At 68.6% G+C, this 23,388-nt stretch carries 20 protein-coding genes; 12 read left to right on the top strand and 8 right to left on the bottom strand.

Annotation, left to right across the window (positions count from 1 at the left end):
* Positions 1-62: 62 nt before the first annotated feature.
* Positions 63-1,403: a hypothetical protein gene (locus Poly30_RS14560; protein WP_145198495.1), complete on the bottom strand. Its 1,341-nt coding sequence runs from the start codon at positions 1,401-1,403 to the stop codon at positions 63-65.
* Positions 1,404-1,549: 146 nt separating this feature from the next.
* Positions 1,550-2,080, bottom strand: a complete 531-nt coding sequence (locus Poly30_RS14555; RefSeq protein WP_145198493.1) for a hypothetical protein — start codon at positions 2,078-2,080, stop codon at positions 1,550-1,552.
* Positions 2,081-2,228: 148 nt separating this feature from the next.
* On the opposite strand from Poly30_RS14555, the gene Poly30_RS14550 reads away from it, so the two are divergent.
* The 3 genes from Poly30_RS14550 (at position 2,229) to Poly30_RS14540 (ending at position 5,480) form a co-directional block, all read left to right on the top strand.
* On the top strand, positions 2,229-3,914 hold the full coding sequence (locus Poly30_RS14550; protein ID WP_145198491.1) for an NAD(P)/FAD-dependent oxidoreductase: 1,686 nt from the start codon (positions 2,229-2,231) through the stop codon (positions 3,912-3,914).
* A 35-nt stretch (positions 3,915-3,949) separates the two neighbouring features.
* On the top strand, positions 3,950-4,819 hold the full coding sequence (gene panB, locus Poly30_RS14545; protein WP_145198489.1) for a 3-methyl-2-oxobutanoate hydroxymethyltransferase: 870 nt from the start codon (positions 3,950-3,952) through the stop codon (positions 4,817-4,819).
* A gap of 91 nt (positions 4,820-4,910) precedes the next feature.
* Positions 4,911-5,480 carry a hypothetical protein gene (locus Poly30_RS14540; RefSeq protein WP_145198487.1) on the top strand — a complete coding sequence of 190 codons (570 nt, stop codon included), beginning with the start codon at positions 4,911-4,913 and terminating at the stop codon, positions 5,478-5,480.
* Positions 5,481-5,529: 49 nt separating this feature from the next.
* On the opposite strand, the gene Poly30_RS14535 is transcribed toward Poly30_RS14540, so the two are convergent.
* Positions 5,530-6,741 carry a 30S ribosomal protein S1 gene (locus Poly30_RS14535; RefSeq protein ID WP_145198485.1) on the bottom strand — a complete coding sequence of 404 codons (1,212 nt, stop codon included), beginning with the start codon at positions 6,739-6,741 and terminating at the stop codon, positions 5,530-5,532.
* An 88-nt stretch (positions 6,742-6,829) separates the two neighbouring features.
* A complete protein-coding gene (locus Poly30_RS14530) occupies positions 6,830-7,642 on the bottom strand; it encodes an SDR family NAD(P)-dependent oxidoreductase (RefSeq protein WP_145198483.1) in 813 nt (270 codons plus the stop codon).
* A 134-nt stretch (positions 7,643-7,776) separates the two neighbouring features.
* Between Poly30_RS14530 and Poly30_RS14525 the strand changes: the two genes are divergently transcribed.
* The 3 genes from Poly30_RS14525 (at position 7,777) to Poly30_RS14515 (ending at position 11,799) form a co-directional block, all read left to right on the top strand.
* Positions 7,777-9,501, top strand: coding sequence for an amidohydrolase (locus Poly30_RS14525; RefSeq protein WP_145198481.1), 1,725 nt, complete (start codon positions 7,777-7,779; stop codon positions 9,499-9,501).
* A gap of 45 nt (positions 9,502-9,546) precedes the next feature.
* Complete coding sequence (locus tag Poly30_RS14520) at positions 9,547-9,966, top strand: OsmC family protein (RefSeq protein ID WP_145198479.1); 420 nt, start codon at positions 9,547-9,549, stop codon at positions 9,964-9,966.
* Between the two features lie 174 nt (positions 9,967-10,140).
* The gene (locus Poly30_RS14515; RefSeq protein WP_145198477.1) at positions 10,141-11,799 is read left to right on the top strand and encodes a hypothetical protein; all 1,659 of its coding nucleotides are present in this window, start codon (positions 10,141-10,143) and stop codon (positions 11,797-11,799) included.
* Positions 11,800-11,856: 57 nt separating this feature from the next.
* Here the strand turns inward: Poly30_RS14515 and Poly30_RS14510 are convergent, their stop codons facing one another.
* A complete protein-coding gene (locus Poly30_RS14510; protein ID WP_145198475.1) occupies positions 11,857-12,279 on the bottom strand; it encodes a c-type cytochrome in 423 nt (140 codons plus the stop codon).
* 210 nt (positions 12,280-12,489) lie between these two features.
* Between Poly30_RS14510 and Poly30_RS29040 the strand changes: the two genes are divergently transcribed.
* A complete protein-coding gene (locus tag Poly30_RS29040; RefSeq protein WP_473163482.1) occupies positions 12,490-13,044 on the top strand; it encodes a carboxymuconolactone decarboxylase family protein in 555 nt (184 codons plus the stop codon).
* A gap of 12 nt (positions 13,045-13,056) precedes the next feature.
* Here the strand turns inward: Poly30_RS29040 and Poly30_RS28490 are convergent, their stop codons facing one another.
* Entirely contained in the window at positions 13,057-14,913 is a 1,857-nt protein-coding gene (locus Poly30_RS28490) for a tetratricopeptide repeat protein (RefSeq protein WP_419190193.1), read from the bottom strand.
* Positions 14,914-14,955: 42 nt separating this feature from the next.
* Between Poly30_RS28490 and Poly30_RS28485 the strand changes: the two genes are divergently transcribed.
* The 5 genes from Poly30_RS28485 to Poly30_RS14470 all read left to right on the top strand — a co-directional run bounded on the left by Poly30_RS28485 (position 14,956) and on the right by Poly30_RS14470 (position 21,252).
* Complete coding sequence (locus Poly30_RS28485) at positions 14,956-16,821, top strand: hypothetical protein (protein ID WP_419190192.1); 1,866 nt, start codon at positions 14,956-14,958, stop codon at positions 16,819-16,821.
* Entirely contained in the window at positions 16,818-17,153 is a 336-nt protein-coding gene (gene xseB, locus Poly30_RS14485) for an exodeoxyribonuclease VII small subunit (protein WP_145198465.1), read from the top strand. The genes Poly30_RS28485 and xseB overlap by 4 nt, the downstream gene beginning before the upstream one ends.
* Before the next feature lie 38 nt (positions 17,154-17,191).
* Complete coding sequence (locus Poly30_RS14480; RefSeq protein ID WP_419190191.1) at positions 17,192-18,103, top strand: polyprenyl synthetase family protein; 912 nt, start codon at positions 17,192-17,194, stop codon at positions 18,101-18,103.
* A 138-nt stretch (positions 18,104-18,241) separates the two neighbouring features.
* Positions 18,242-20,290, top strand: coding sequence for a 1-deoxy-D-xylulose-5-phosphate synthase (gene dxs / locus Poly30_RS14475; protein ID WP_145198461.1), 2,049 nt, complete (start codon positions 18,242-18,244; stop codon positions 20,288-20,290).
* The gene (locus Poly30_RS14470) at positions 20,287-21,252 is read left to right on the top strand and encodes an NAD(+)/NADH kinase (RefSeq protein ID WP_145198459.1); all 966 of its coding nucleotides are present in this window, start codon (positions 20,287-20,289) and stop codon (positions 21,250-21,252) included. The genes dxs and Poly30_RS14470 overlap by 4 nt, the downstream gene beginning before the upstream one ends.
* Before the next feature lie 37 nt (positions 21,253-21,289).
* On the opposite strand, the gene Poly30_RS14465 is transcribed toward Poly30_RS14470, so the two are convergent.
* Entirely contained in the window at positions 21,290-22,195 is a 906-nt protein-coding gene (locus tag Poly30_RS14465) for a hypothetical protein (RefSeq protein WP_145198457.1), read from the bottom strand.
* Positions 22,196-22,339: 144 nt separating this feature from the next.
* Complete coding sequence (locus Poly30_RS14460) at positions 22,340-23,341, bottom strand: sulfite exporter TauE/SafE family protein (protein ID WP_419190190.1); 1,002 nt, start codon at positions 23,339-23,341, stop codon at positions 22,340-22,342.
* Positions 23,342-23,388: the final 47 nt, after the last annotated feature.

Genomic DNA, 23,388 nt, shown 5'->3' with positions numbered 1-23,388 from the left:
AAGAGTATCGCGGCTTGGCGGGCCGGGGCTGAGATGAAGCTCGGAGCAAGGTGACAACCAGGTCACGAACGCCTCGATCTGGGACCGCGTCGGGAGCCGCCGGAGCGCCTCGGGCCGGATCCGCGGCGCGGCCCGCCAGTGTCCGCTCTGGGTCCTCTGCGACCTCTTGCCCTGCGGCTTCCGATTCGAGCCGGATCCACGCCATCCGTGGTCGCTCGGATGGCGAGCGAAAGCGCGAAGCCAGGCTCCTCGCTCGCGCAAAAGACGGAGTGCATGCAGGTGGAAGCGTAGCCATGATTGGGCAGGCAGATGACGTCGCCGGGGCCCAGCAGGAACGCGTGACCGGCGTCAGCGCACAGCGAAGTGAAATCCGGCCCGTAATTCACGAGCGGGGCCAGGATTCCGCACCCTGGTTCGCTGAGTTCCTTCATGAGCCTCTCGCCATCACCGACGACGGCGAGGACGTCGTCACCGCGAGGGTGATCGGTGATCAGCGCCGTTCGCGCGGCCGGAAGCGTACCGTCCTCCATGAACTCGACGAACTCCCTCACCCGCAGGACGAGATCCTGAACGGACAGCGCCAGCCAGGCCGTCGAGCCCGTGACCTGGGAGTAGAGCACGCCGCGCTGGCGGCCCTGCAACGGCTCGTCGAAGGCGTCATGGTGGAAGAGCGCTCCCCCGCTCGGAGCGTTCCAGTAAGCGATGCCCTGGGTCAGGAGAGGTGTCGCCCCGATCCACTCCTCCAGGAGACCCAGGATCTCCGGGTCGGCGTTGATCGCAGCTGCTTCCGGCATGAGGCGGCTGGAGAGCTCGCGCACCAGCTTATGGCGGGCCATGTCGCGGCTCGCGTCGTCCGGCCCTTCCTCGCCGAAGGAGAAGCGCACGCGCACCGAGTCGTCGTCCGGGTGAAGCGATAGCCGCTGGCTCTTGATCCAGAGATTGCTGACGCTCGTCGGGCCCTTGATCGTGCGGCCCTGGGGGGCCTTCCACGAGACGAACGCCCGCGCCAGGTCGCGTTCGTCCGGGAGGTTGGCGCCCTTCGAGCGACCGCGCTCTTCGATCGGCCGCTGGATGCGAAACTCCGGCGCGATGAGTTGCTCGCGCTTGTGGAGCCATTCGTTGAGTCCGGTGGGCGACCGCAAAGCTCCGCCCATGTCGGCCGTGGCGAGCGGCTCCTCGGCGGCATCGAGCACGTCGTCTGGCAGTGCGTCATGGAGCACGATCGGCCGCGCCTCGTCCCAGCGCTTCTTCAGGATCGCGAGCGGCTCCTTGGCGTGGAACGAGAGCGAATCGTCGAGTTCGGCCCAGTGACCGTGGAACGCGCCGCGGCGCTGGAGCTCCGGCGCCGCCACGCAGTGGGCGTTCACCTCGGCGATGAAGGCGGGGTCATCGTCCTCGGACACGGAAACGACCACTCGAGCACCCGGGCAGCGGTCCCGATCGGCCGCGTCCAGAAGTCCGAAGAGCTCGCCACCGCGGACGAGATCCGGAACGGCGGGAGCGTCGTCGCTCGGCTCGTCATGGGGGCAGATAGCTGGGACCCGCCGGATTAGCCTGCGTTCGAAAGTCGAACGATCCCGCGGTGCAGATTGGACCGGAGCGCGGCTTCGACGGCCTTCATGGCGCGCTTCGACGAATCCGTCTCCTGGTACGTGTTGATCGTCTCCTTCGTCGTGATCACCTCTTCCCAGTACGTGCTCGCGCGGTCGCCGGACATGAGGCGCCAGCGGAGCGCGACCTCACAGGTCATGTCAAGCCCGATCTCTGGCTCCTCCAGTCGGTCCACGGTGACGGAGAGGACGCGATCCGCCTTGCCCTTGTGGACCACCTCGTCGTAGAGGCCCGCGCTCAGAACGGACTCTCGAACCGCGGACTCCAGAGCGTCGGTGGCCACGAGGCGGCGCCCAACGAAGGCCTGCCGCGACGAGCCCTCGGCGTCGATCCGAACGCTCCCGCCCTTCGATAGGCCCGCCTCGATCGACTCCGGGATCATCACCGACGAGGAGACGGTGGCGCAGCCGTGGGCGAGCAGGACCCCTGCCAGCGCGGCAGAGACGAGGAGTGAAGGGGAGAAGCTCATGCGGTTCAGCTCGTGGATCAGGTGGGGGTGTGCGAAACCCGGAAATGGCGCGCCGGCGGCCCACCGACGGGGCCTTCGGTAGCGGCTGGTCACTTCCGGACAGGAATCCGACGGAGAACTGCGGGGCGTGCGTAAACTCCCGAGCAGAATGGGATCGAGCCGAGGATCAGGTGCCGGAAACGTTTGGCGTGTCAGCGGGTTGCGGCAGGAAGTCGACGAGCCGGACGAGGCCGTTCTGGCGCGCGCTGCGCGTCAGATCGGTCTGGACCCGGGCCAGCTCGCCTTCGCCAGGCTGGCCAAGCGCTCGGTCGACGCGCGCGGACGCGGGGCTGACCTCCACTTCGTGGTGCAGGTGGATCTGGCGGGACAGGGACCGATCCGTTCCCAGAAGTTCGAGCGGCTGCGCCGCTCCGGCAAGGTCCGCGAGGCGCCGACCGCCGCGAGCCTGCGGGTCGAATCGGCGGGCAGGCCCGGCGGCGCATCCGGTGGCGCAGTGCCCCATGTCGTGGTCGTCGGTGCTGGCCCCGGTGGGCTCTTCGCGGCGCTCGGCGCCGCCGAGTCGGGTGCGCGCGTGACGCTCCTGGAGCGGGGCGAGCCCATCGAGCGCCGCGGTCGCAAGGTCGTGGCCTTCCACCGCGGCGGGGAGCCCGATCCGGACAACAACCTGCTTTTCGGCGACGGGGGAGCCGGCACCTACTCGGACGGCAAGCTCTACACGCGGGTCTCCGATCCCATGGAGTTCACCGTCATCCAGGAGCTCATCGATGCAGGGGCCCCCCCGGACATCGCCTACGACGCGCGCGCGCATATCGGCACGGATCGACTCCATCGGATGCTGCCGCGGCTTCGGGCGCGGCTGGAGGCGGCGGGAGTCGAGTTCCGCTACGGCATCCGCGTGACCGGGCTCGTCCGATCATCGGGAGCCAGGAGCGAGGCGCGCATCCGGGCCGTCGCGACCACCGAGGGGGAGATTCCGCTCGATGCGCTCGTGCTCTGCATCGGCCACAGCGCCCGGGATACCTGGGCGCGGCTGCTGGAAGACGGCGTGCTCCTCGAGGCCAAGCCTTTCCAGCTCGGCGTGCGGATCGAGCATCCCCAGGAACTCATCACGCGCGGGCGCTACGGGCCCGAGATCGGAGACGGCCTCGGCCCGGCTTCCTACAACCTCCAGAGCAAAGGCGCGCCGCCAGCGCACTCTTTCTGCATGTGCCCGGGCGGTCGAATCGTCGCCAGCGTGAACGAGCCGCGCAGGCTCTGCACGAACGGGATGAGCAACTCCAAGCACTCGTCGCGCTGGGCGAACGCCGCGCTCGTGACCACGCTGACGCCGGAGGACTTCGCGTCCTTCGGTTTCGAGGGGCCGCTCGCCGGGGTCGAACTCCAGAGGCACCTGGAGGAGCGCTTCTTCGTCGCCGGCGGCGAGACGTACCAGGCCCCGGCACAGCGCGCAGACGACTTCCTGGAGGGCCGGCTCTCGGGGGGGGAGCTGAAGACCAGCTACGGGTTCGGCGCCGTTCCCGGGCGCATCGACGAGCTCTTGCCGCCGCAGGTCCGCGACGCGATTCGAGAGGCTCTCGGGCGCTTCGATCGCACGATTCCGGGCTTCGGCGGACCCGAGGGACTCCTCGTGGGCATCGAAACACGCAGCTCGGGCCCGGTGCGCATGACCCGCGATCGGGAGTCGCGCCGGGCCCTGGGCTTCGAGAATCTCTTCCCCGCGGGTGAGGGGGCGGGCTACGCAGGTGGGATCATGAGCGCGGCCATCGATGGAGCCCGAAGCGCCCAGAGTGCGGTGCTGGAAGCGCGCGAGTCTCTTTCGAAGCCTCGTAGCTGAGTCGCGCTGGCGGCTTCAGATGGTACAACCCGTCCATGTCACAGCACCCCGATGACGCCTCCGGCGACGGCCCGGCCCCCAGGCCGCGCGCGAAGTCCCAGTTCTCCAAGCGCAAGGTCACGACCAATCGCCTGAAGGAGATGAAGGAGGCGGGCGTTCCCATCGCGGCGCTGACCGCCTACGACTACTCCATGGCCGAGCTCGTCGATGCCGCTGGCGTGGACGTGATCCTCGTCGGCGATTCGGTCTCGACGGTGATGCAGGGGCTGGAGACGACGGTCACCGTGACGATGGATCACATGGTCTATCACACGACGCTGGTCCGGCGCGGCGTCGAGCGCGCGCTGGTCGTGGCGGACCTTCCGTTCATGTCGTACCAGGTCAACTCGGACGAGGCGCTCCGGAACGCGGGGCGCATGGTCAAGGAAGCCGGCGCCGAGGCGGTCAAGCTGGAGGGCGGCCGCGTGGTCGCCGATACCGTCCGACGCATCGTCGACGTCGGTATCCCCGTGATGGGGCACCTTGGCCTGACGCCCCAGTCGATCCACAAGTTCGGGACGTACCAGGTGCGCGCCCAGGAAGAGGAGGAGGCCGAGGAGCTCAAGCGGGACGCCAAGCTCCTGGAGGAAGCGGGCGTCTTCTCGATCGTCCTCGAGAAGGTGCCGGCGGAGCTTGCGGCGGAGGTCACGGCCAGCGTCAGCGTGCCCGTCATCGGCATCGGCGCGGGGGGGAACTGCGACGGGCAGATCCTGGTCAGTCACGACATGCTCGGCATCTGCACCCGTTTCAACCCGCGCTTCGTCCGTCGCTACGCGAACATCGGCGAGGACATGCGAAAGGCCTTCGAGCACTACGCCAGCGACGTCCGGGCGCGGAGCTTCCCCGACGAATCCGAGTCGTACTGAGGGCGACACGGTCTCAGGTCGAGATGGCGCGGCTCATGGGGGAGTTTCCCTTGGGTTGGGCCCCCGTGCGCTGCCGATTCAGCTGGGAGCCATGTCCTCCCAATCCCACGCCGCGTCGCTCTTCGTCAACGAGATCTTCGACCGGGTCGCCAGCGACCTGGCCATGCTGAGCGATCGGGACTTTGAGATCCTCGGGGTCGAGTACGAGGAGCGCACGGATCGTCCGGCCGGTCCAGGATTGATCCACGTCTCCTTTCGCTTCGGGATCGTGGGAGCTGGCGGAGACGTGGAGCACGGCGCGATGATCCTTCCGCTGCCGGAGTCGATCTCGCTGGCTGCCTACCTCATGATGCAGCCCGATACCGCGGTCGCGGATCTGCGCCTGCTCACGAAGATCGATCACGCGATCAAGGAAGCCATGCTGGAGGTCGGAAACTTCGTGGCGGCCGCGGGCGAGGCGGCCCTGCGCGCCATCGGCTCGCCCGCGATCAGCGTGATCTTCGAGGGGTGCCAGGGCGTGCGGGCCGACGTGCGCCCCGCGCTGCCCTACGAGGAGGGAACGACCCTTTCGGTCGGACGCGCGAAGGTGCAGATCGCCGGAGCGGCGCCCGTCGAGATGGTGGTGATGGTGCCGAAGTCGGACGTTCTCGTTCCGATCTGACGGCCTCCTCCCATCTGACGATCTGCTCCGACCCGGCGAGCGCCCTGCGCTACTTCTTGTTCTCGAGCGCCTTCTTGAAGAGGTCGCCGAGGTTGGTCCCGAGCGGCTTCGCCGACGGGTTCATGGCGGCCTGGATGTCCGCGTTGTCGACGGCGTCCTCGGAGCCGATCATGGCGCCGCGTGCGTCGAGGCGGGTGAGGCTGATGCGCTGGGAGCCCGGGTCGACGGCGGAGACGCGGACCGTCACTTCCTGGCCGACGTTGAGCACGCGACTGATGTTCTGGATGCGCTCGGTCGAGATCTGGCTGACGTGCAGGAGACCCTCGATGCCGGGCATCACCTCGACGAACGCGCCGAAATCCATGAGCCGCGTGACCTTGCCGGTGATCTGGCTATCCACGCTGAGACGGTGGGGAACCTCGTCCCACGGGTCCGGCTCCAGCTGCTTCATGCCGAGGGAGATCTTCTTGCCGCCCTCTTTGATCTCCAGGATCATCGCGTCGACGTCCTGACCGACCTTCAGGACCTCGTCGACCTTCTCGACGCGCTGGCGCGAGATCTGGCTGACGTGGACGAGGCCTTCGACCCCGTGCCCGATGTTCACGAACGCACCGAAGGCTTCGATGCGCGTGACCTTACCCTTGACCTTGGAGCCCGGGGTCAGGTTGCCGACGGCTTCCGAGAGAGCGACCATGCGCTCACCTTCTTCGACGCGACGCCGGGAGAGGAGCACGCGGTTGCGGCTCCGGTCGATCTCCATCACCTCGCAGACGATCGTCTCACCGAGCAGCGACGAGGCATCCACGTCGCGCTGGATCGAGACCTGGCTCATGGGCATGAACGCCTCGTTGCCACCGATCTTGAGGGTGAGGCCGCCCTGGTTCTGGCCGGTCACGCGCGCCTTGGTGTGGGAGCCGACTTCCAGCTGTTCCCAGACCTCGAGGTCCTTCGCGCCGCGCAGCGACAGGATCCAGAGATCGTCGTCGTCGCGGCCGCGGTTCATGAACCGGAACTCTTGACCCACCGCGGGCGGCTCGTCGAATTCCGTCAGCGCGCAGATGCCTTGCATCCGGGGCCCGAGGTCGATCACGACGTCGTCGCCGCTGATCCCGGAGACCGTTCCGGGCATCAGATCATCGGACTTGGAGCGGCGCTTGCCGCCAGCGGACGGAGAGTCGTCTTCGGGGCGGGCGCCGAGGGCCTGGAGATCGACACCGTTGAGGGCGTCTTCGATCTCCTTGTCGAGCGAATCGTTGGACATGGGGCCGTTCGAGAACGGGGAGGGTACGGGGGACGGAAAAAGGAAGGGGGCGATGGCGGCTCACGGGGAGTCGCCATCCATGGGTCGCTTAGTTTGAACGATGAACGTCTCTCGTGCTGGCCTGATCCGTCGGCCAGAGCACGATTTCTCCGATGTTCACGTGGGCGGGCCGGGTCACGGCGTAGGTGATCGCGTCCGCGACGTCCTCCGGGCGGAGGGGCTGCATGCCCACGTAGACGGCGTCGGCGCGGGCCTGATCGCCCAGGCGGACCACGCTGAACTCGGTCTCGACCATCCCGGGGTCCACCGTCGTGAAGCGGATGCCCGAGCCGACGTTGTCGAGCCGGAGGGCGTCGTAGATCGCTTTCACGGCGTGTTTTGTGGCGTTGTAGACGTTGCCGCCGGGATAGACCTGGCGGCCCGCGACGCTGCCGAGGAGGACGAGATCGCCGCGCCCAAGGCCCCGGAGGGTCGGAAGAGCCGCCCGGACCGTGTGGAGAACTCCCTTCACGTTGGTGTCGATCATCGTGGACCAGTCCTCCGGGTCGCCCTCCTGGATGGGGGAGACGCCGAGACCCAGCCCGGCGTTGGCCACCACGAGATCCACGGGGCGGCCAGCCGCCTCCTCGGCGTCGAAGACCCGGGCCAGGTCGACTGCTTTCCGGACGTCGCAGGTCGCGACGGTGGCGGAGTCCGCGCGAGCCGCGTTCAGCTCTGATTGGAGTTCGGCGAGCCGCTCGGCGCGGCGGGCGGTGAGGACCACCGTGGCGCCGGCGCGGCAGAGGGCGCGCGCGGTGGCCGCACCGATGCCCGACGAGGCGCCGGTGATGAGGGCGTGCCTGCCCGTGAGGGGGCCGGGGCCGGAGCCAGGGACGGAGCGGGAAGAGGTCTCTTGCGTCATCTCGGATTTGTCTTCGTGGCCGGCCAGGTGACCGTCTGGGCAATCTTCGGGGCCGGACTGTAGCCGCTCCGCGGGGCCAAGGGCACCATGGACCTAGCAGTCCCGGCCGCCCACAGGGCTTCGGGGCTCACACCATGGGAACATTCCGCGCAGGCTCGACGCTTCTCCTGCTCCTGTCGGCGCTGCTGGCAGGGGGGGCCCAGGGTGGAAGACCGGCGTCGCCGGCGGACGACGAGAAGGTCATCGATGGCGGCCTACGACTCTTTTACGGAGGGACCTTTTACACGGGCGGCCGTCAGGAGGAAGGAGGTCCCGACCCGCTGGAGCTGAGCGATCGCAGCGTCGAAGCGCTTCTGGTCCGCGACGGTCGGATCCTGGCGCTCGGCGGCTTCGCGGAGCTCAACGAATCGGACGACGCGCGCGGCGCCGAGCGCATCGACATGGGGGGCGCGCACTGCTACCCGGGGTTTCAGGATTCGCACGGCTACCTGGAGGACCACGGCGCATCACTGGAGAACGTGGATCTGCTGGGCGCCGCCAGCTTTGCGGAGGCGGTGGAACGCGTGCGCCAGTTCGCCGGTTCCCTGCCAGAAGGGGAGTGGGTCCTTGGCCGCGGTTGGGATCAAACGCTATGGGAGGGCAGCGACTACCCGACCCACGAGGCCCTCTCCCGGGCCGTGCCCACTCACCCGGTGTTCGTCCTTCGGATCGATGGGCAGGTCGGCCTCGCGAATGAACGGGCGATGGTCGCGGCGGGTATCGAGGACGAGGAGCGGCGCGTCTCCGGGATCTTCGCTGGCGCGGCCCTCGCAGAGATCGAGCGGGTGATCCCCGCGCCGACTCCCTCCGTTCGAGCGCGCCGGATCCTCAGGGCGCAGGACGATCTGCTTCGCTTCGGCGTCACCGCGGTGCACGACATGTCCATCGATCGAGGGGCGGTGGAGGTTCTTTCGGAGCTGCGTGACGCGGGGAAGCTCAAGCTCCGCGTCGTCGGCTACCTGTCTTCGCTGAAGCTCGCGGAATCCCTCGGCGCGGAGCGAATACGCGCTCTCGCCGATCGGCATGACGTGTTCTCCATCGTCGGCGTGACCTATGCGCTGGACGGCGGCTTCGGGAGCCGCGGGGCCGCTCTGCTGCAGCCCTACGCGGACGCGCCCGACGAGAGCGGCCAGCTCGCCTGGTCCACCCAGGATCTCAGTACCAGCGTCGAGGCCACGGCGAGGCTCGGGCTGCAGCCAACCGTGCGCGCCACGGGCGATCGCGGCGTGCGAGCGGCGCTGGAAGGCTTCCATCAGGCAGCCCAGCGCTACGACGGATTCAGGGTCTACTCGCCGCGCATCGAGCATCTGCAGCTCGTGGCCGAGCAGGACCTCCGTCGGCTGGGAGACCTGGGTGTCGTCGCGTCGATTCAGCCCGCGCATCTTCTGGCGGACCTCGCCTGGATCCAGGCGCGGCTCGGGGAGCAGCGCGCGCAGTCCGCGTACGCGTGGCGAACCCTCCAGTCACGGGCGACGCAGCTGATCGCCTTCGGCAGCGCCTTTCCGACGAGCTCACCGGACCCTCGCCTCGGCCTCTACGCGGCGATCGCCCGGCAGACCGCGGAGGGCAAGCCGGAGAATGGCTTCTTCGCGAGCGAGCGCCTCTCGGCCAGCGCGGCGGTCGCCGCCTACACGGAGGGGGCAGCAGCCGCCGCTCTCCAGGACGATCGCCGCGGCCGTCTGGCGCTCGGCTACGCCGCAGACTTCACGGCGTTCGATATCGACATCGGCCGCCTCGCTCCGGCGACGGCCGATCAGATCCTCCGGGCGAACGTCATCGCGACCGTCATCAACGGTCAGGTCGCGTACCGCCGTCCCTGATTCCTTTCCGTTCAGCACGCGTTCCGACGAACGCTCCAACTCCGTATGGCAACGATCGAGATCCGCTACGAGGGCCAGCTCCGCACGCAGGCCGTCCACCTTCAGTCGAGCACCGAACTCATCACCGACGCACCCACCGACAACCAGGGCAAGGGGGAGTCGTTCTCACCCACGGACCTCGTCGCGACGGCGCTGGGCAGCTGCATGCTGACCATCATGGGGATCGTGGCGGAGCGGCACGGCTGGGACCTTTCGGCTGCCACGGCTTCCGTGAACAAGGTGATGACGTCGGAGCCGGTGCGGAGAATCGCGCGGCTGGAGGTCGAGATCCGGGTGCCGGGGCCGTTCGAGGCCAAGGTTCGAACCGCGCTGGAAAAGGCGGCGCTCGGCTGCCCGGTGCACGCAACTCTCGGCGCCAACGTGGACATGCCGGTCACGTTCCGCTGGGACGAAGCCGTCGGCTGATCCTCCTGGGAGCCGGAGCTTGTCACGGCCGCCGAGATTCTCGGTTCGTTGGAGTTCGACTGAATTCCGTGACCCTCCAGATTCCGAGCGGTAGACCACGATGGCGTCGGTGGCTGCCCTGGTTCACCGTGTCGCACCTCGCAAGTTCTCTCCTGCCCGCTCGCTCTACCAACCATGCTGACCTCACTCGCGCTCGCTGCTCTCGCTCCGCTCGTTCCCCTGGTTCCCCAGGCTCCCGTTCGAATCCACATCACCGCCGGGGACTACATGCCTGGCGGAGGACGTGCCTATTTCTTCGATGACTGGAACGTCAATGACAGCGGCCAGATCCTCTACGTCGCTCGTACCCAGAATCAGGTTTCCCGTTTGATCCTGGATGACGAGACTCTCTACCGACTCTCCGATGAGATCGAGCCTGGTGTGACGTTCGGCTTCACGAGGGGCATCGCCCTGCGAAACGAGGGGGACTGGGTCGCTTCGGTCCAGACGAATCAGGGCAGCGCTCTGCTGCTCAATCGCACGCTGGTCGCGAAAGAGGGGGATATCGTGACGCCGGCGGCTGTTCCCGGAATTCCCTCCGGCGCCGCCTTGTTCACCTTCTTCGGCGACCCGCAGTGGTCGGGGGACGTTCTGACCATCGGCTGCAGGCTCGTTCTCCCGGGATCGACCGCGCGCGTGGTGCATCGGCTGTTCTACCGGCTCGATCCGCTGTCGGGGGCGCTCGTGCTGGAGCGCGGGATCAAGCGGGGGGATGTCATCACCGCTGCGGGGGATACGCTCGAGACGAGCTTCGGTGCGTTCGTCGATGCCGACGGGACGGTCAGCGAGCTCAGCTCGGTCATCACCGCAGGGGACGAGGAGAGCTCCGTGCTCGCCATCGGTGGCAACGTGCTCGTGCGCAACGGTGACCCGGCCCCTGTCCCGGGGCAGGTGCTCTTCTTGACCCCCGTGTCCCACGCCTCGTTCGCGCCCGGGGGCGCGTGGGCACTGGAAGTAACGCATCGACCCTTTCCGGGCGCAGGCCTGATCTACCACCTGTTCAAGAACGGCGTGAACGTCCTCTCGGCGGGTGACCCGTCACCGGACGGGAGCGGATTCCCCGTCAACAACGGCCCCTTTGGCGTGCAGCTCGCCGCCGACGGGACCATGGTCCACGACTTCAGCTACGTCGACGACCCCTCGGGCGCTGGGCCCTGGGTGTACGGGATCATGCGTGAGAATGAAGTGGTGCTGTCCACGGCGACGGCCGTGCTGCCGAGCGGCCAGCGGCTCGCCGCCGTTGGCCTTCCCAGGCGATCCGACAACCAGACCATCGACGGACTTTCGCCCGACGGAACCATGCTGGCACTCTTCGTGAGGATCGAAGGTCTGACGAACAGCCCGATTTCGATCGGGATCCTGGAGCTGGAGCCGGGTCGACCGACGGATTGCGCCGTGACCCCGAACTCCACGGGTGTTCCGGGAGAGCTGGAAGCGGACGGCTCTCGCTACCTCGACGGCGGTGGACTGACGCTGATCGCGACCAACTTGCCCGCGCAGTCCTTCACACAGGTGCTCACCTCACGGCAAGAAGGCCACGTCGCCATGCCCGGAGGCAGCGCCGGTAGCCTCTGCCTTGGGCAGTCCATCGGCCGATCGCTTCCCGCGTCGCCGAGTTCGGGAAGCAGCGGACGGATCGAAGCATCGATCGATCTGACCTCCCTTGCTCAGCCGGGCGGGAGCGTGTCGGCGGGCGTGGGGGAGACCTGGTACTTCCAGGTGTGGCACCGCGACACGAGCCCCGCGGGTCCGACCTCCAACTTCACCAGGTCCTACGAGGTCCAGGTCCGGTAGCCCACTCCCGGGGCGTGCGCGGGCTCCGGCTTCCTGTGTCGCTCCTGCTGGCCGCTTCTATTGGGCGGACCGGGTCGACGGCCCGCCGGTCTTCGGCTCGAGGGCGTCCATCAAACCAAGGACGTGGGCGACGAGTTTCCTGCGGGCCGCGACGGAGATCGACTTCGAGATGGCGGGCATCACACGCTTCGAGTCGCGCAGGTGTGGCATCTTCTTCTTCACGCTTATCGGAGACGCGATGTAGGCGAGGAGGTTCTCCTCGTTCCAGAACTCGCGCTTTCGGGCGTAGCTGTTCGCGAGCCCCCTGGGGGCCGTGCCGCGCTCACCGTGGCACTGCTGGCAGAGCTTGGCGTAGATCTCCTGGCCCGACATCGAGTCGTAGGCGGCCGCGCCGCCGCCCTGGCTCATCATCGCCACGACGCCCCCGATGACGCTGAGGAGTAGGAGTAAGATGCCAGCGATGATGACGGGGGGCTTCATGGGATGATCTTCGGACTTCGTGGCGCCGCTTCCCACCGTAGACCTCCGATCCTCCGTCCAGTTTGCCTGGAATGGGAGCCTGAGCAAGAGCGGGCCCAGACCCGACGCTTATCCGCGTCAGAGGATGCCGCGGGTGCCTCGAGCAGCCTGCCAACGGGATCGCCGAAAAAAGTGCTCGGATTCGCCGGTTCTGGCCGGGAGACTGCGGCCATGGCACGCATCCCCGAAGTCGACCCGGAGTCCACCCCTCCTCGCGTTCGCGCGATCCTCGAGGCGCAGCGGCAGACCTTCGGCGCGCCCCTGAACAACCACCTGCTCTATGCCCACGATGAAAGCCTCTTCCGGGGCGCACGGGGAATGTGGGCGGCGCTCGACCAGGCCGTGTTCCGTGACGCCGCTCTCTCGGCGCTCGTGAACCGCCGGGTCGCGGCACGCGTCGGCTGCGTGTTCTGACAGGACATCAACGCTGCGGTCGGCAGCGAGATGGGCGTCTCCAAGGAGCAGCTTCTGGGCGTCGTCGAAGCGACACTTCCCAGAGAGCTGTTCGATGAGCGGTCCCTCGCAGCCCTGGACTACGCGGATGCGATGACGGTCGATACGGCGGCGGACCCGTTCGTGACGGACGCGATCTTCGAAAGGGTCGCCGCCCATTTCTCGACCGTGGAGATCGTCGGGCTCACCGAGCTGATCGCCTGGGAGAACGCGTCCGCTCGTTTCAATCGAGCCCTTGGCGTTTCCTCGCAGCATCTCTGGCCATCGACCTGATGGCAGATGGAGTCACTCGTCGCGAGCCGTTCCCGTCGACGGTGATGCTTGCCTGGCCCGTTCGACCTCCTCGGCGAGCGAGCGTGTGAGCGGGTCTTGCGGTGAGAGCTCGAGCGCCCGGTGGACGGCCTCCGTCGCAGAGTCGAGATCGCCCAAGGAGAGCGCTGCGCGCGCTGCGCCTCGGTGATAGGTGGCTCGGCCTGGCGCCAGTCTTGCGGCATCGCGGTACCACTCCAGCGCCTCGTTCGCGCGGCCCTGGCGGAGAAGGATCGTCGCGAGGTTTGCTCGCGGCGCGGGCTCGTCCGGGCCTTCGAAGATGGCCTCTTCCAGCCAGGTCTCCGCGGCGTCCAGGTTGCCCTCGCGCGCTTCGAGGGCTCCGAGATTCGCGAGCGGACGGCTGTAGCGAGGATCGAGCGTCTTCGACTTCAGGAACGACGCGCGCGCGGCCTCGAGATCGCCTCGCTCGCGCTGGCATTCGCCGATCGCGTTCCAGATCTTGGCCTCGCCGTCGTGGGCCGGAAGATGCGCGCGCCAGTAGGACTCCCGCGTGTCGTACACCGGGGCCGCGCGCTCGATCGAGCACCACGCGAGGCCGACGAGCAGCACGACCTGGAGGGCGAGGGACACGCGGGGGCCGAGTGGCCGGCTCAACGCCGCGGCCAGTGCGCTCGTTCCGACCACGCCGAGTAGCAGAGGCTGATAGAGAAACCGCGGCGCGAAGAGCTCGCCCGCTGGCACGAGCTGAATCAGCGGCAGCGCCGCGAGCAGGGCCAGGCATGAGCTCAGCTGGGCGGAGCGACGGCCGCGCAGGAGCCAGAAGACCAGGAGCGCCAGGCCGACGGCGCCTGCGAGCCCGGGCCCGGGGACGCCGTCTCCGAAGAGGAGCGAGCCCATGGGGGACGGGAGTGCGCCGCTCCTGGGCAGAACGTCCCCGAGCGTGAGGCTCGGCGGGTGCGACGCCCAGGGCGTGAGCGCCGCGCCGACTCCTTGCCACCACGCGGACAGTCCGATGGCAAGACGTTCCACCAGCGGAGTGGCCGCCAGGGGCGCGGACGGCGCAGCGGGCATCGCGGAGCCGAGCGCTCCGTGGCGAAGCCAGCCGACCGCGAGGACGGCGAGCCCGGCACCGACCAGCGCGAAACCGGCGCGGCGCCAGCGTTGACCTCGCGTACTGTCTTGGGCGCCCCGCCGAGGCAGGGCCCAGGCGATGATCGGGAGCGCCGCGGCGATCACGACACCGTCTTCCTTGGCCAGAAGGGAAAGGAGTGTTCCCACGAGTCCCGCGGCGAAGACCCATCCGTGACGGAAGCGAAGGATCGACACGCCTCCGGACAGCAGCAGAAGTCCAACGGCCGCTCCGAGGCCGGAGAGGAGAGATGTTCGGCCTGAGATCCAGGCGACCGCGTCGGCATTCGCTGGATGGACCGCGAAGAGCGCCAGGCCGAACCAGGGAAACGCCGGACCGCCCACGCGCTCGATCCGGATGAGCGCGAGGCCGAGCGTCAGGATCACCAGGAGATGCAGCGCGAGGTTCGTGTAGCGGAAGGTCCGGGGCGCCGCATCCCTCCGGACGTCGACTCGCGCGGCATCGAAGCGCAGGAGAAGGGTCGCGAGCGGCCGGTAGTGCCCCGCGTCGGCCAGGTGATGCCAGTAGTCCCGATCGAACGCCGCCGCGGCGGGGAGCGTCCCTTCCACCACGGGGTTGCCGACGATGGCCTCTCGGTCGTCGAACGAGTACCCCGGCGCCCCGGGGATCGCGAGCCACCAGGTGAGGCCAGCGAACCAGAGGATCGCCAGGAGGGCGACGCCGCGCATCGGACTACGGGGCCCGTGATCCGCCGGGGCGGCATCGAAAATCTCTCCTGGCATGGGGAGGCGATCATGGCGCTCCCGCCCGTTAGGCTGGTCCCCGTGATACGGATTTTTGCCATCGCTGCCGCGCTCTACGTCGTGCTGCGCCTCGCGTACGTCCTCGCCATGGGGGATGTCTTCTTCTACGGGGAAGAGCTGGAGAAGGGTGCCGTCGCCAAGATGTTGCTCGACGGCGTCGAGATCCCCTACGCGCGGATGCCGTTCCATCCCTATGAGGGGGGAGGCTTCGTCGCGAGCCACCTGAAGGCCCTGATGTTTCTCCTGGTGGGGCAGAACATCCTCGCCCACAAGCTCGCCGCCATCGCCTGGGGACTCGGCACCGTGTTCGCCTCGGTGGGGCTTGCCTGGCGCTTTGCAGGCGCCGGCGCCGCCATGCTGGCAGGGTTCCTCATGGCGTTCGGGCCCGCCCACTTCCAGAAGCAGTCGCTCCTGCACCTCGGCATCCACTACGAGGCGCTGCTCTTCATGGGGTTCGTGTTCTGGCTGGGGCTGGAGGTCGCGCGCACGCCGCGCGATCGGCGCCCCGATCGGCTGACGCTGTTCGGGCTGGGACTCGCCTCGGGCTTCGGCACCTACTTCAGCTACCAGGTGCCGATCGCGGTGCTCAGCGTGATCGTGCTGCTCGCGGCGACGAACTGGCGGCGGATCTTCGCGTGGCCGCTGGTCGTGGGAACGCTCGTCGGGCTCGCTCCGCTGATGCTCATGTACGCGAGCGTCGGGAGGGAGATCCTGGACATCCATGGGTCCGAGGTCGGTGGAGGCGGCGGCTGGGAGCGGCTCGTCGGCGCGATCCGCGTCGGCCTCGCCGACGTCCAGCGGCTTCCCACCTTCACGATCCTGTCGGCCGGACTGGCGATCGTCAGCGGCTTGAGCTTCGCCAGGCCCAGGGACGACCGGGCCTGGGCGCTCGCGCTGTTCGGGGGCTTCGCGCTCCTCTGGCTCGCTTTCGCTGGCGCGAGCGGCATGATCGAGCCCGTGGCGGAGGGCGCGCACTGGGTTCGCTTCATTCGTTTCGCGCCGCTCGTCTGGGCGCTGCTCATGATCGTCGCACTCAGCGCTGGACCGGCCGTGTCCGCGAAGGGCGAAGCGCGCTCGACGCCGCCCGCGAAGATGGCCCGGATCGGCGTGACGCTCCTCGTGGCCCTCGGCGCGGTCCACGCGGCGCAGATCATCGATGGCGGAAGTCTCCGGCGAGCGGGAGATCACTGGCAGACGCTGACGAGCGTGCACGGCTACGAGCTGCGCGGCGCGTTCGTCAAGGTCGTGCCGCGACTCGCGCGGGAGAACGATTCCCCGGAGGGCTACGCGAAGGCGGTGGCGCCGCTGTTCTCGATCCGTGTCCCGAAGCGGCAGGACGCAGGAGTGGGGGAAGGCGCGCCCGACTTCCTCGCGGCCGAGATCACGGCCGCGGTCGGGCATGCCGCGCCTGGCTTCGGCAGCGCTGCGATGGGTGAGGCGCTCCGCCAGGTAGCCGGCGACGGGGCCACCGGGGTGGCGCTCGGGCTCGGCGCCGCCGTTTTTCGCGAGGCCAGCGGCAACGTTCGGGGCGCACTCGAGCGGGCCGACCTGGACGCGAGCGCGGCGGAAGCGCTCGGCCGGTACGGCACCGGCTTCCTGAGCTGGGAGCCCTACGTGAAGGGCGAGCTGGACGCGGCCCGCGAAACGCCGGGCCAGATCCCTTTCCTCCGGGGCCTCGGCCGCCGGATCTTCCGCAGCTCCGTGATGCAGCTCTACTGGGGTCCGGACACCCGGCTCGACCCCGTGGCGCTGCGCGACCGGCTCGTCGAGGGAGCGCCTGCCCTGGGCGCCGGGCCCGCGGAACTCGCTGCGCTCCTCGAAGGCGTCCGCTCGGCGGCCTGGGACTATGGATTCCCGGACGCCGTCGCGGTTAGGCTGGTGCCATGAGCGACCCCGCACCCAAGGCGCCGAAGAAGAAGTCCGCCAAGTCCGAAGCTCCCCGGTTCGATCAGAGCCTCGGCCGATTGGAAGAGATCGTGGCCGAGCTGGAGCAGGGCGGCCTCGGGCTGGAGGACTCGCTCGAGCAGTACAAGGAGGGCGTCGCGCTCCTCAAGGGCTGCCGCGAGCAGCTCGCCGGGTTCCGGGCCCAGGTTCAAGAGCTCAGCGTGGACGGTCTACGGCCCCACGCCGGCGATCCCGATTTTGCGCCGGGCCCGGGCCTGGCCCAGGGTGGCGCCCGTTCCGCTGGCGTGCCTTCGGATCCTGACGCACCCTTCTGATGGACCCGTCCGATGGGCCCTCTGCCTCGTCCACTGCCGTGACTGATTCCGTGGAGGCCGCGCGCGCCTGGCTGGAGGAGACGCGCCTCTGGAGCGAGGCCGCGCTCGAACGCTTCGTGCGCGAGGCCGAACTCGGGCCGCCGGAGATCGCCGACGCGACGCGCTACGCGCTGCTCGGCGGCGGCAAGCGGATCCGGCCGGCTCTGGTGCGCCTGGCCGGAGAGGCAGCAGCTGGCGGGCAGGACGCCATGGATCCCGCCACGAAACGCGCCGTCGAGGCCGCCGCGATCGCGATCGAGTGCGTCCACACCTACAGCCTCGTCCACGACGACCTGCCGTGCATGGACGATGACGACCTCCGCCGGGGCCGGCCCACCGTGCACAAGGTGTACGGCGAAGCGGCGGCCGTCCTCGCCGGAGACGCGCTCTTGACCCTCGCCTTCGAGACACTCGCCGCTGGAATGCCCGCTCCCGCGGCGGCACGGGCCACGCTGGCCCTCGCCAGGGCGGCGGGCCCGGCCGGGATGGTCGGAGGTCAGGCGCTGGACCTCGCCGGAGAGGGCCAGGACCTCGCCGCGGACCGTATCCGCGTCATCCACGAGCTGAAGACCGCGCGGCTTATCGCGGCGGCCGCCGAGCTGGGCGCGATCGCGGCGGGCGGCACGGAAGCGCAGGCGCGGCTCGCGGCGGGCTACGGGCGGGCCATCGGGCTCACGTTCCAGGCGGTGGACGACGTCCTGGACGTCACAGGGGACGCGGCGACCCTGGGCAAGACGCCCGGGAAGGACCAGGACGCCAGGAAGGGGACGCTGGTGGCCGCGCTGGGGCTCGAAGGGGCTCGGGCGGAAGCCGAGCGGCACGCTCACGGGGCGCGAAATCTGGCCGCGAAGGCCGGGTTCGGCGTCCTGGGTCTCGGACTGGTCGAACTCCTGGCAGCACGTCGCGCCTGATCCGAACGTCTCCCTTCTGGATCGGGTCCGGACCGATCTGTCATGCCGCTCCGGATATAGCGCGGGATAGGGGTGCTTGGGGGCTGCCCCGGGGCCTACCCTGAGGGGAGAAAACGAGCGAAGATCAGGACAAGATACATGGCCAAGGACAACGATTCAGGCGCCGCCTCCAGGGCGAAGTCCACCTCCCGTGAGACGAAGGATTCGGCGACGCAGTACGCCGGCGCCGACGCCGAACTCTCGCTGCTCTCCGGGGTGGAGAGTCCTGCGGACGTCAAGGCGCTCGGCCCGCAGCAGCTTCCGCGGCTCTGCCGCGAGGTGCGCGAGTTCCTCCTCGATACGGTTCAGCGCACCGGCGGGCACCTGGGGTCGAACCTCGGCGTCGTCGAGCTGACGGTCGCCCTGCATCGCGTCTTCGACTTCCGCCGTGATCGCCTGGTATGGGACGTCTCCCACCAGGCCTATCCCCACAAGGTGCTCACCGGTCGCAAGGATCGCTTCGACACGCTGCGTCGCACCGACGGCCTCTGCGGCTTCACGCACCCTGACGAGTCGCCCTACGACCTCTTTCACACGGGCCACGCGGGAACCAGCGTCAGCCTCGGGCTCGGCCTCGCCATGGGCATGGCCCATCAGGAGAACCCGCCGCATGCGGTCAGCGTGATCGGCGACGCGTCCCTCGGCGCCGGTGTCGCCTTCGAGGCGCTGAACCACGCGGGCGCGACGCGGCAGAAGCTCCTCGTGATCCTGAACGACAACGAGTGGTCGATCTCGAAGTCGGTGGGCTCGCTCTCGAAGTACCTGACGAAGATCCGCGGCAGCCGCCTCGTGCAGCGCGCGGGTCAGGAGACGAAGAGTCTCGTGCAGGCGATTCCGCTCATAGGACCGCGGGTCGATCGAGCGCTGGATGACGTCGGCGAAGTGCTGCGCCACGTCTTCGTGCCGGGCCATGTCTTCGAGGAACTCGGCGTGCGCTACGTGGGGCCCGTCGACGGCCATGACGTGGAGGGACTCGTGAAGACGCTGGAGCGGATCCGCGAACTCGACGGTGTCGTGATGCTCCACGTTCTGACGGAGAAGGGCAAGGGACATCCGGACGGTCCGAGCCACCCCGAGCGGGTGCACGCGGTCAAGGCGGCGCCCAAGAAGGCGTCCGTCGGGAAACTGGAGCCGCCCGCGCCGCAAGGCGCGGCGGAGCCGAAGCCCGTGGCGTTCACCAACGCCTTCGCGGAGGCCTTGATCGACGCGGCGTCGCGCGATGTGCGCGTTCAGGCGATCACCGCCGGGATGCCGTCGGGCACGGGCCTCGATCTCTACGCAGAGCAGCATCCTTCGCGATTCCACGACGTGGGTATCTGCGAGCAGCACGGTGTGGCCATGGCCGCGGGCATGGCGAAGGCCGGGATGCGACCCGTCTGCGCCATCTACTCGACGTTCCTCCAGCGCGGCTACGACCAGGTCTTCCAGGAAGTCGCGCTCCAGGACCTGCCGGTGCTCTTCGCGCTCGACCGCGCGGGGCCGGTGGGGCAGGACGGCCCGACGCACAACGGCGTGTTCGATATCGCGTACATGCGGACGTTCCCGAACTTCGTCCTCGGCGCGCCGCGCGATGCGACCGACGTCAAGCGGATGCTCCAGCTCCTGCTCAAGGTGGATCATCCGACGGCCATGCGCTTCCCGCGGGGGAACGCGCCGCTGCACGAGGACGTGCACGCGTCGGAGCGTGAGGAGATGCGCGTCGGCAAGGCCGAGGTGCTGCGCGACGGCGTGGATGGCGGCGTTTGCATCTGGGCCTACGGTTCGATGACGGAGACGGCGCTGCGCGTGGCGGCGGCGATCCAGGCCAGCCACGACACGGCGGTCGCGGTGGTAGACGCGCGCTTCGTGAAGCCGCTGGACGAAGAGCTCCTCGCGAAGCATCTGCGCCGCTACAAGGCGATCGTGACGCTGGAAGATCACCAGCGCGCGGGCGGCTTCGGATCGGCGGTTCTGGAGGCCGCGTCGCGGGCCCCCGGGGCAAGCGACGGCCGCATGGCCCAGGTCAAGCTCCTCGGCATCCCGGATCGCTACGTCGATCACATGACCACGCGCGAGGAACAGCTCGCGTCCGTCGGGCTCGATCCTGCGGGCGTCGAGCGCACCGTGCGCCAGCTCCAGAGCGGCCAGTCCGCCGCGGAGATCCGTTGACGAACGTCGCCGGACAGGCGCCGGGGCCGAAGCCTGGCGCGCGCGACGGTGCCACGCCGCCGGGCACGAGCCTCTGGATGCCGGCGGATGGTCGGGTCAAGAATGTTCTCTTGCTCGCGGACGGTGAGAAGCCGCTCGTGACAGAGAACATCGGTGCGGTGAAGGAGCTCCTCGCGGCGTCCTGCGATCGAGTGGAGGTGCGGACCAACGTCCGCGAGATTCAGTTCGACGGTTCCTTCGCGCTCGATGATCAGCCCGACCTCGTGGTGGTGCTCGGCGGGGACGGCAGCGTGCTGACGGCCTGCCGCCTGTTCCAGAACGCGCCGGTCGCGACGATCGGCATCAACTACGGGCGCGTGGGGTTCCTGGCCTCCCTGGAGAGCTCCGCGTGGCGCGAGGGCCTCACCGAGGTGCTGGAGGGTCGAGCGCTGGTGGAGCAGCGAATGCGGCTCCGAGCCACCGTGCTGCGCGGGGACGGCGGCGGCGGCACCGAGGGCGCCTCGGCCATCGCGATGAACGACGTCGTGATCTCGCGCGGCGGAACGCCTTCCATGGCGAAGTTCGAGCTCATCTCGGCCGGCCGCGCGGTGACCAGCTACCGGGCCGACGGCCTGATCTTCGCGACGCCGAGCGGCTCGACGGCCTATTCGCTCGCGGCCGGCGGCCCGATCCTCGACCCGGCGCTGCGGGCCATCGTCTTGACGCCGATCTCCGCCCACGCGCTCTCGCATCGGCCGCTCGTCCTGGGGTCACGTGCTGTGCTGGAAGCGCGCGTCGTCGACATCGCTGGTGCGGTCACGCTCGATATCGACGGGCGTTTCGTGTCGGAACTCCAAGGGGGCGACGCCGTGCGACTGGAGGCCTGCGAAGACGCCTACCCGCTCCTCACGACCCGCTCGTTCGATCCGTGGCAGCGCCTGCGGGATCGCCTCGGCTGGGCGGGACACTTCGACGGCGAGTAGGGTCACCACCGTCTTGCCGGAAGGTTCTGGATCCTGATCAGCGGATCAGCACTTCGATCGCGTCCGAGAAGTCGCTGCCCGTGGGCGTTCTGTACCAGAGCTGGAAGGACGACGTCGTTCCCGCCGGGTAGGCGAACGGATCGATCCGGAAGCGATACTCGCCCGAGGCCGTCGTTTGCTGGAGGCTCCCGGGAACGCGGCGTGGGTTGCCGAGACAAATGCCCGTCGACGTCCCCGGCAGACCCGCGCCCTCGACCAGGATGGCGGCCGTCGAGGTCGATGCGTTGGGGCTGCGCAGGAAGAGGAGGCCCTCGCTGCTGCCGTACGATTCCAGCGCCGCGCCGCCCTGGCAAACCGGCGTATTCGGGTACGGCAACACCTCGTAGTCGAGGGTGACGGTTCCGTCGAACCGACCCGTGGCGGTGTAGTCACCGATGGAGAAGTTCGGGTCGAGCACGCCGTCGACGTAGGTGTTGGCGTCGGGGTGGTTGGCTTCGATCCGCCAGGTCTCGACGTTGAGCTGGGAACTGGTCGCGTTGCCCGCGAAGGCCTGGACGCTCCCCTGGAATGTTCCCGAGGTGCTCTGCGGCGTACCGACCGGGACGTTCGTGAACGTTTCGTTCATCGAGAACACGGGGATCGGGCCGCCCTGGTCGATGCCGTTCGTCCCGAAGTTCAGGTTGCCACCGCCGATCACGCCGACCACGCGAAGGGTGTGAAGAACGGTGGAATCGCCGACGAAGAGGGTGCCGCTCAATTGCCAGTCGAGCGTCCAGGAGCCGGTGTAGACCCGCTGCAGGATTCGACCGGGCGCCACGTATACGAACGATGAGCCGCTGACGGGGAGGGTCTCGGTGACGACGATCTGGGCGTGGGTGCTGGGTGCGAGACCAGCGACGAGAAGCGGCACCAGGACAAGGCCGCTCTTGAGGGAAACAGTCATGGAAAGGATGGCTCGGGGAAGCAGACGATAGCGGGTGGAAGCCCCACTCACACCTTCAGGGCTGGAGTCCCGCAACACCTGCGCGATTTCTGGAGAACTATGGGTCTGGCTCAGAATCGGTCACCCTCATCGTCGCTCGGCGGTTCAGCTTTCGCGATTCTTCAGCCACTCGAGGCGCCGGACGCCTCGGTTGGCCATGTGGCGGAAACCCGCCACGCCCGCCAGGAACGTCGCCGCCGTGAAGGTCGCCAGCTTTGCGTTCTGTGGCACGATGAGGAGTGCCGCCACGAACTGGATGGCGATCGAGGCGTAGAGCAGGTTGGCCACGAAGAGGCGGCTGCGGCGCTTGATGTAATGGGCCCCGAAGGGCGCGCCCACGACGACGATGGGCACGCAGACCCACCAGAACTCCCAGGCCTTCGGATCCAGCGCTTCCTGGGCGTAGCCGCGGTAGAAGGCGCCGACGAGGGCGTTCCCCGCCATCAGGATCACCGACGTCGGCGTGGCGATGGACTCCGAGATCCGGAGGCGCAGCACGAGGAGCGAGAACGTGACGATGTCGAGCCCGCTGCCCGTGATGGAGCTGATGATGCCTCCGACGATGCCGAAGCCGACGAGCAGGGCAGCGTGGCGCGGCAGGAAGTCCCGGATCGACTCGTGGACCTCGCGGTCCTTGTAGCGGTTGATCCAGAAGAGGGCGAAGGCGAACGCCAGCCAGGACGCCGTGAACAGCATCTTGGCGTAGGGAGGCGCGACGTGGGGGACGATGAACTCGAGGCCCGTGATGATGCCGATGGCACCGCCGAGGGTCGACCAGATGAGCGCCGGCACCACGACGGGCACGCGCGTCCACAGGATCGTCGCTCCCGCCGCTGTCATCCCGACGGCTTGAATGAGGAGCGAGAAGTCGCGCGCGACGTTCGGCTTGATCTCGAAGCCGAGCGTCATCACCGGGAACGCGACGGCGCCGCCTCCTTCGCTCGTGGCGCCTGCGATGAAGGAGCCGAACATCATGGTGATGCTCATGAACCAGTTCTCTTCGAAGAGCGAGAAGCGGTCTCCGGAGATCATTCCGTAGAGCCAAAGGCTCCAGACCACCAGGCAGGTGGCGGCGATCGCCACGGGGGTCGTGCGTAGGCGCTGCATCAAATGGAGGAACGGTTCCCAGAAGGCTCGTGGGGGGGGGCCGGTTC

It is taken from the genome of Saltatorellus ferox (genome assembly GCA_007751475.1).
Taxonomy (GTDB): domain Bacteria; phylum Planctomycetota; class UBA1135; order UBA1135.
Note: the sequence above shows the minus strand (reverse complement) of the source record. Positions and strands in the feature narration are given on the sequence as shown.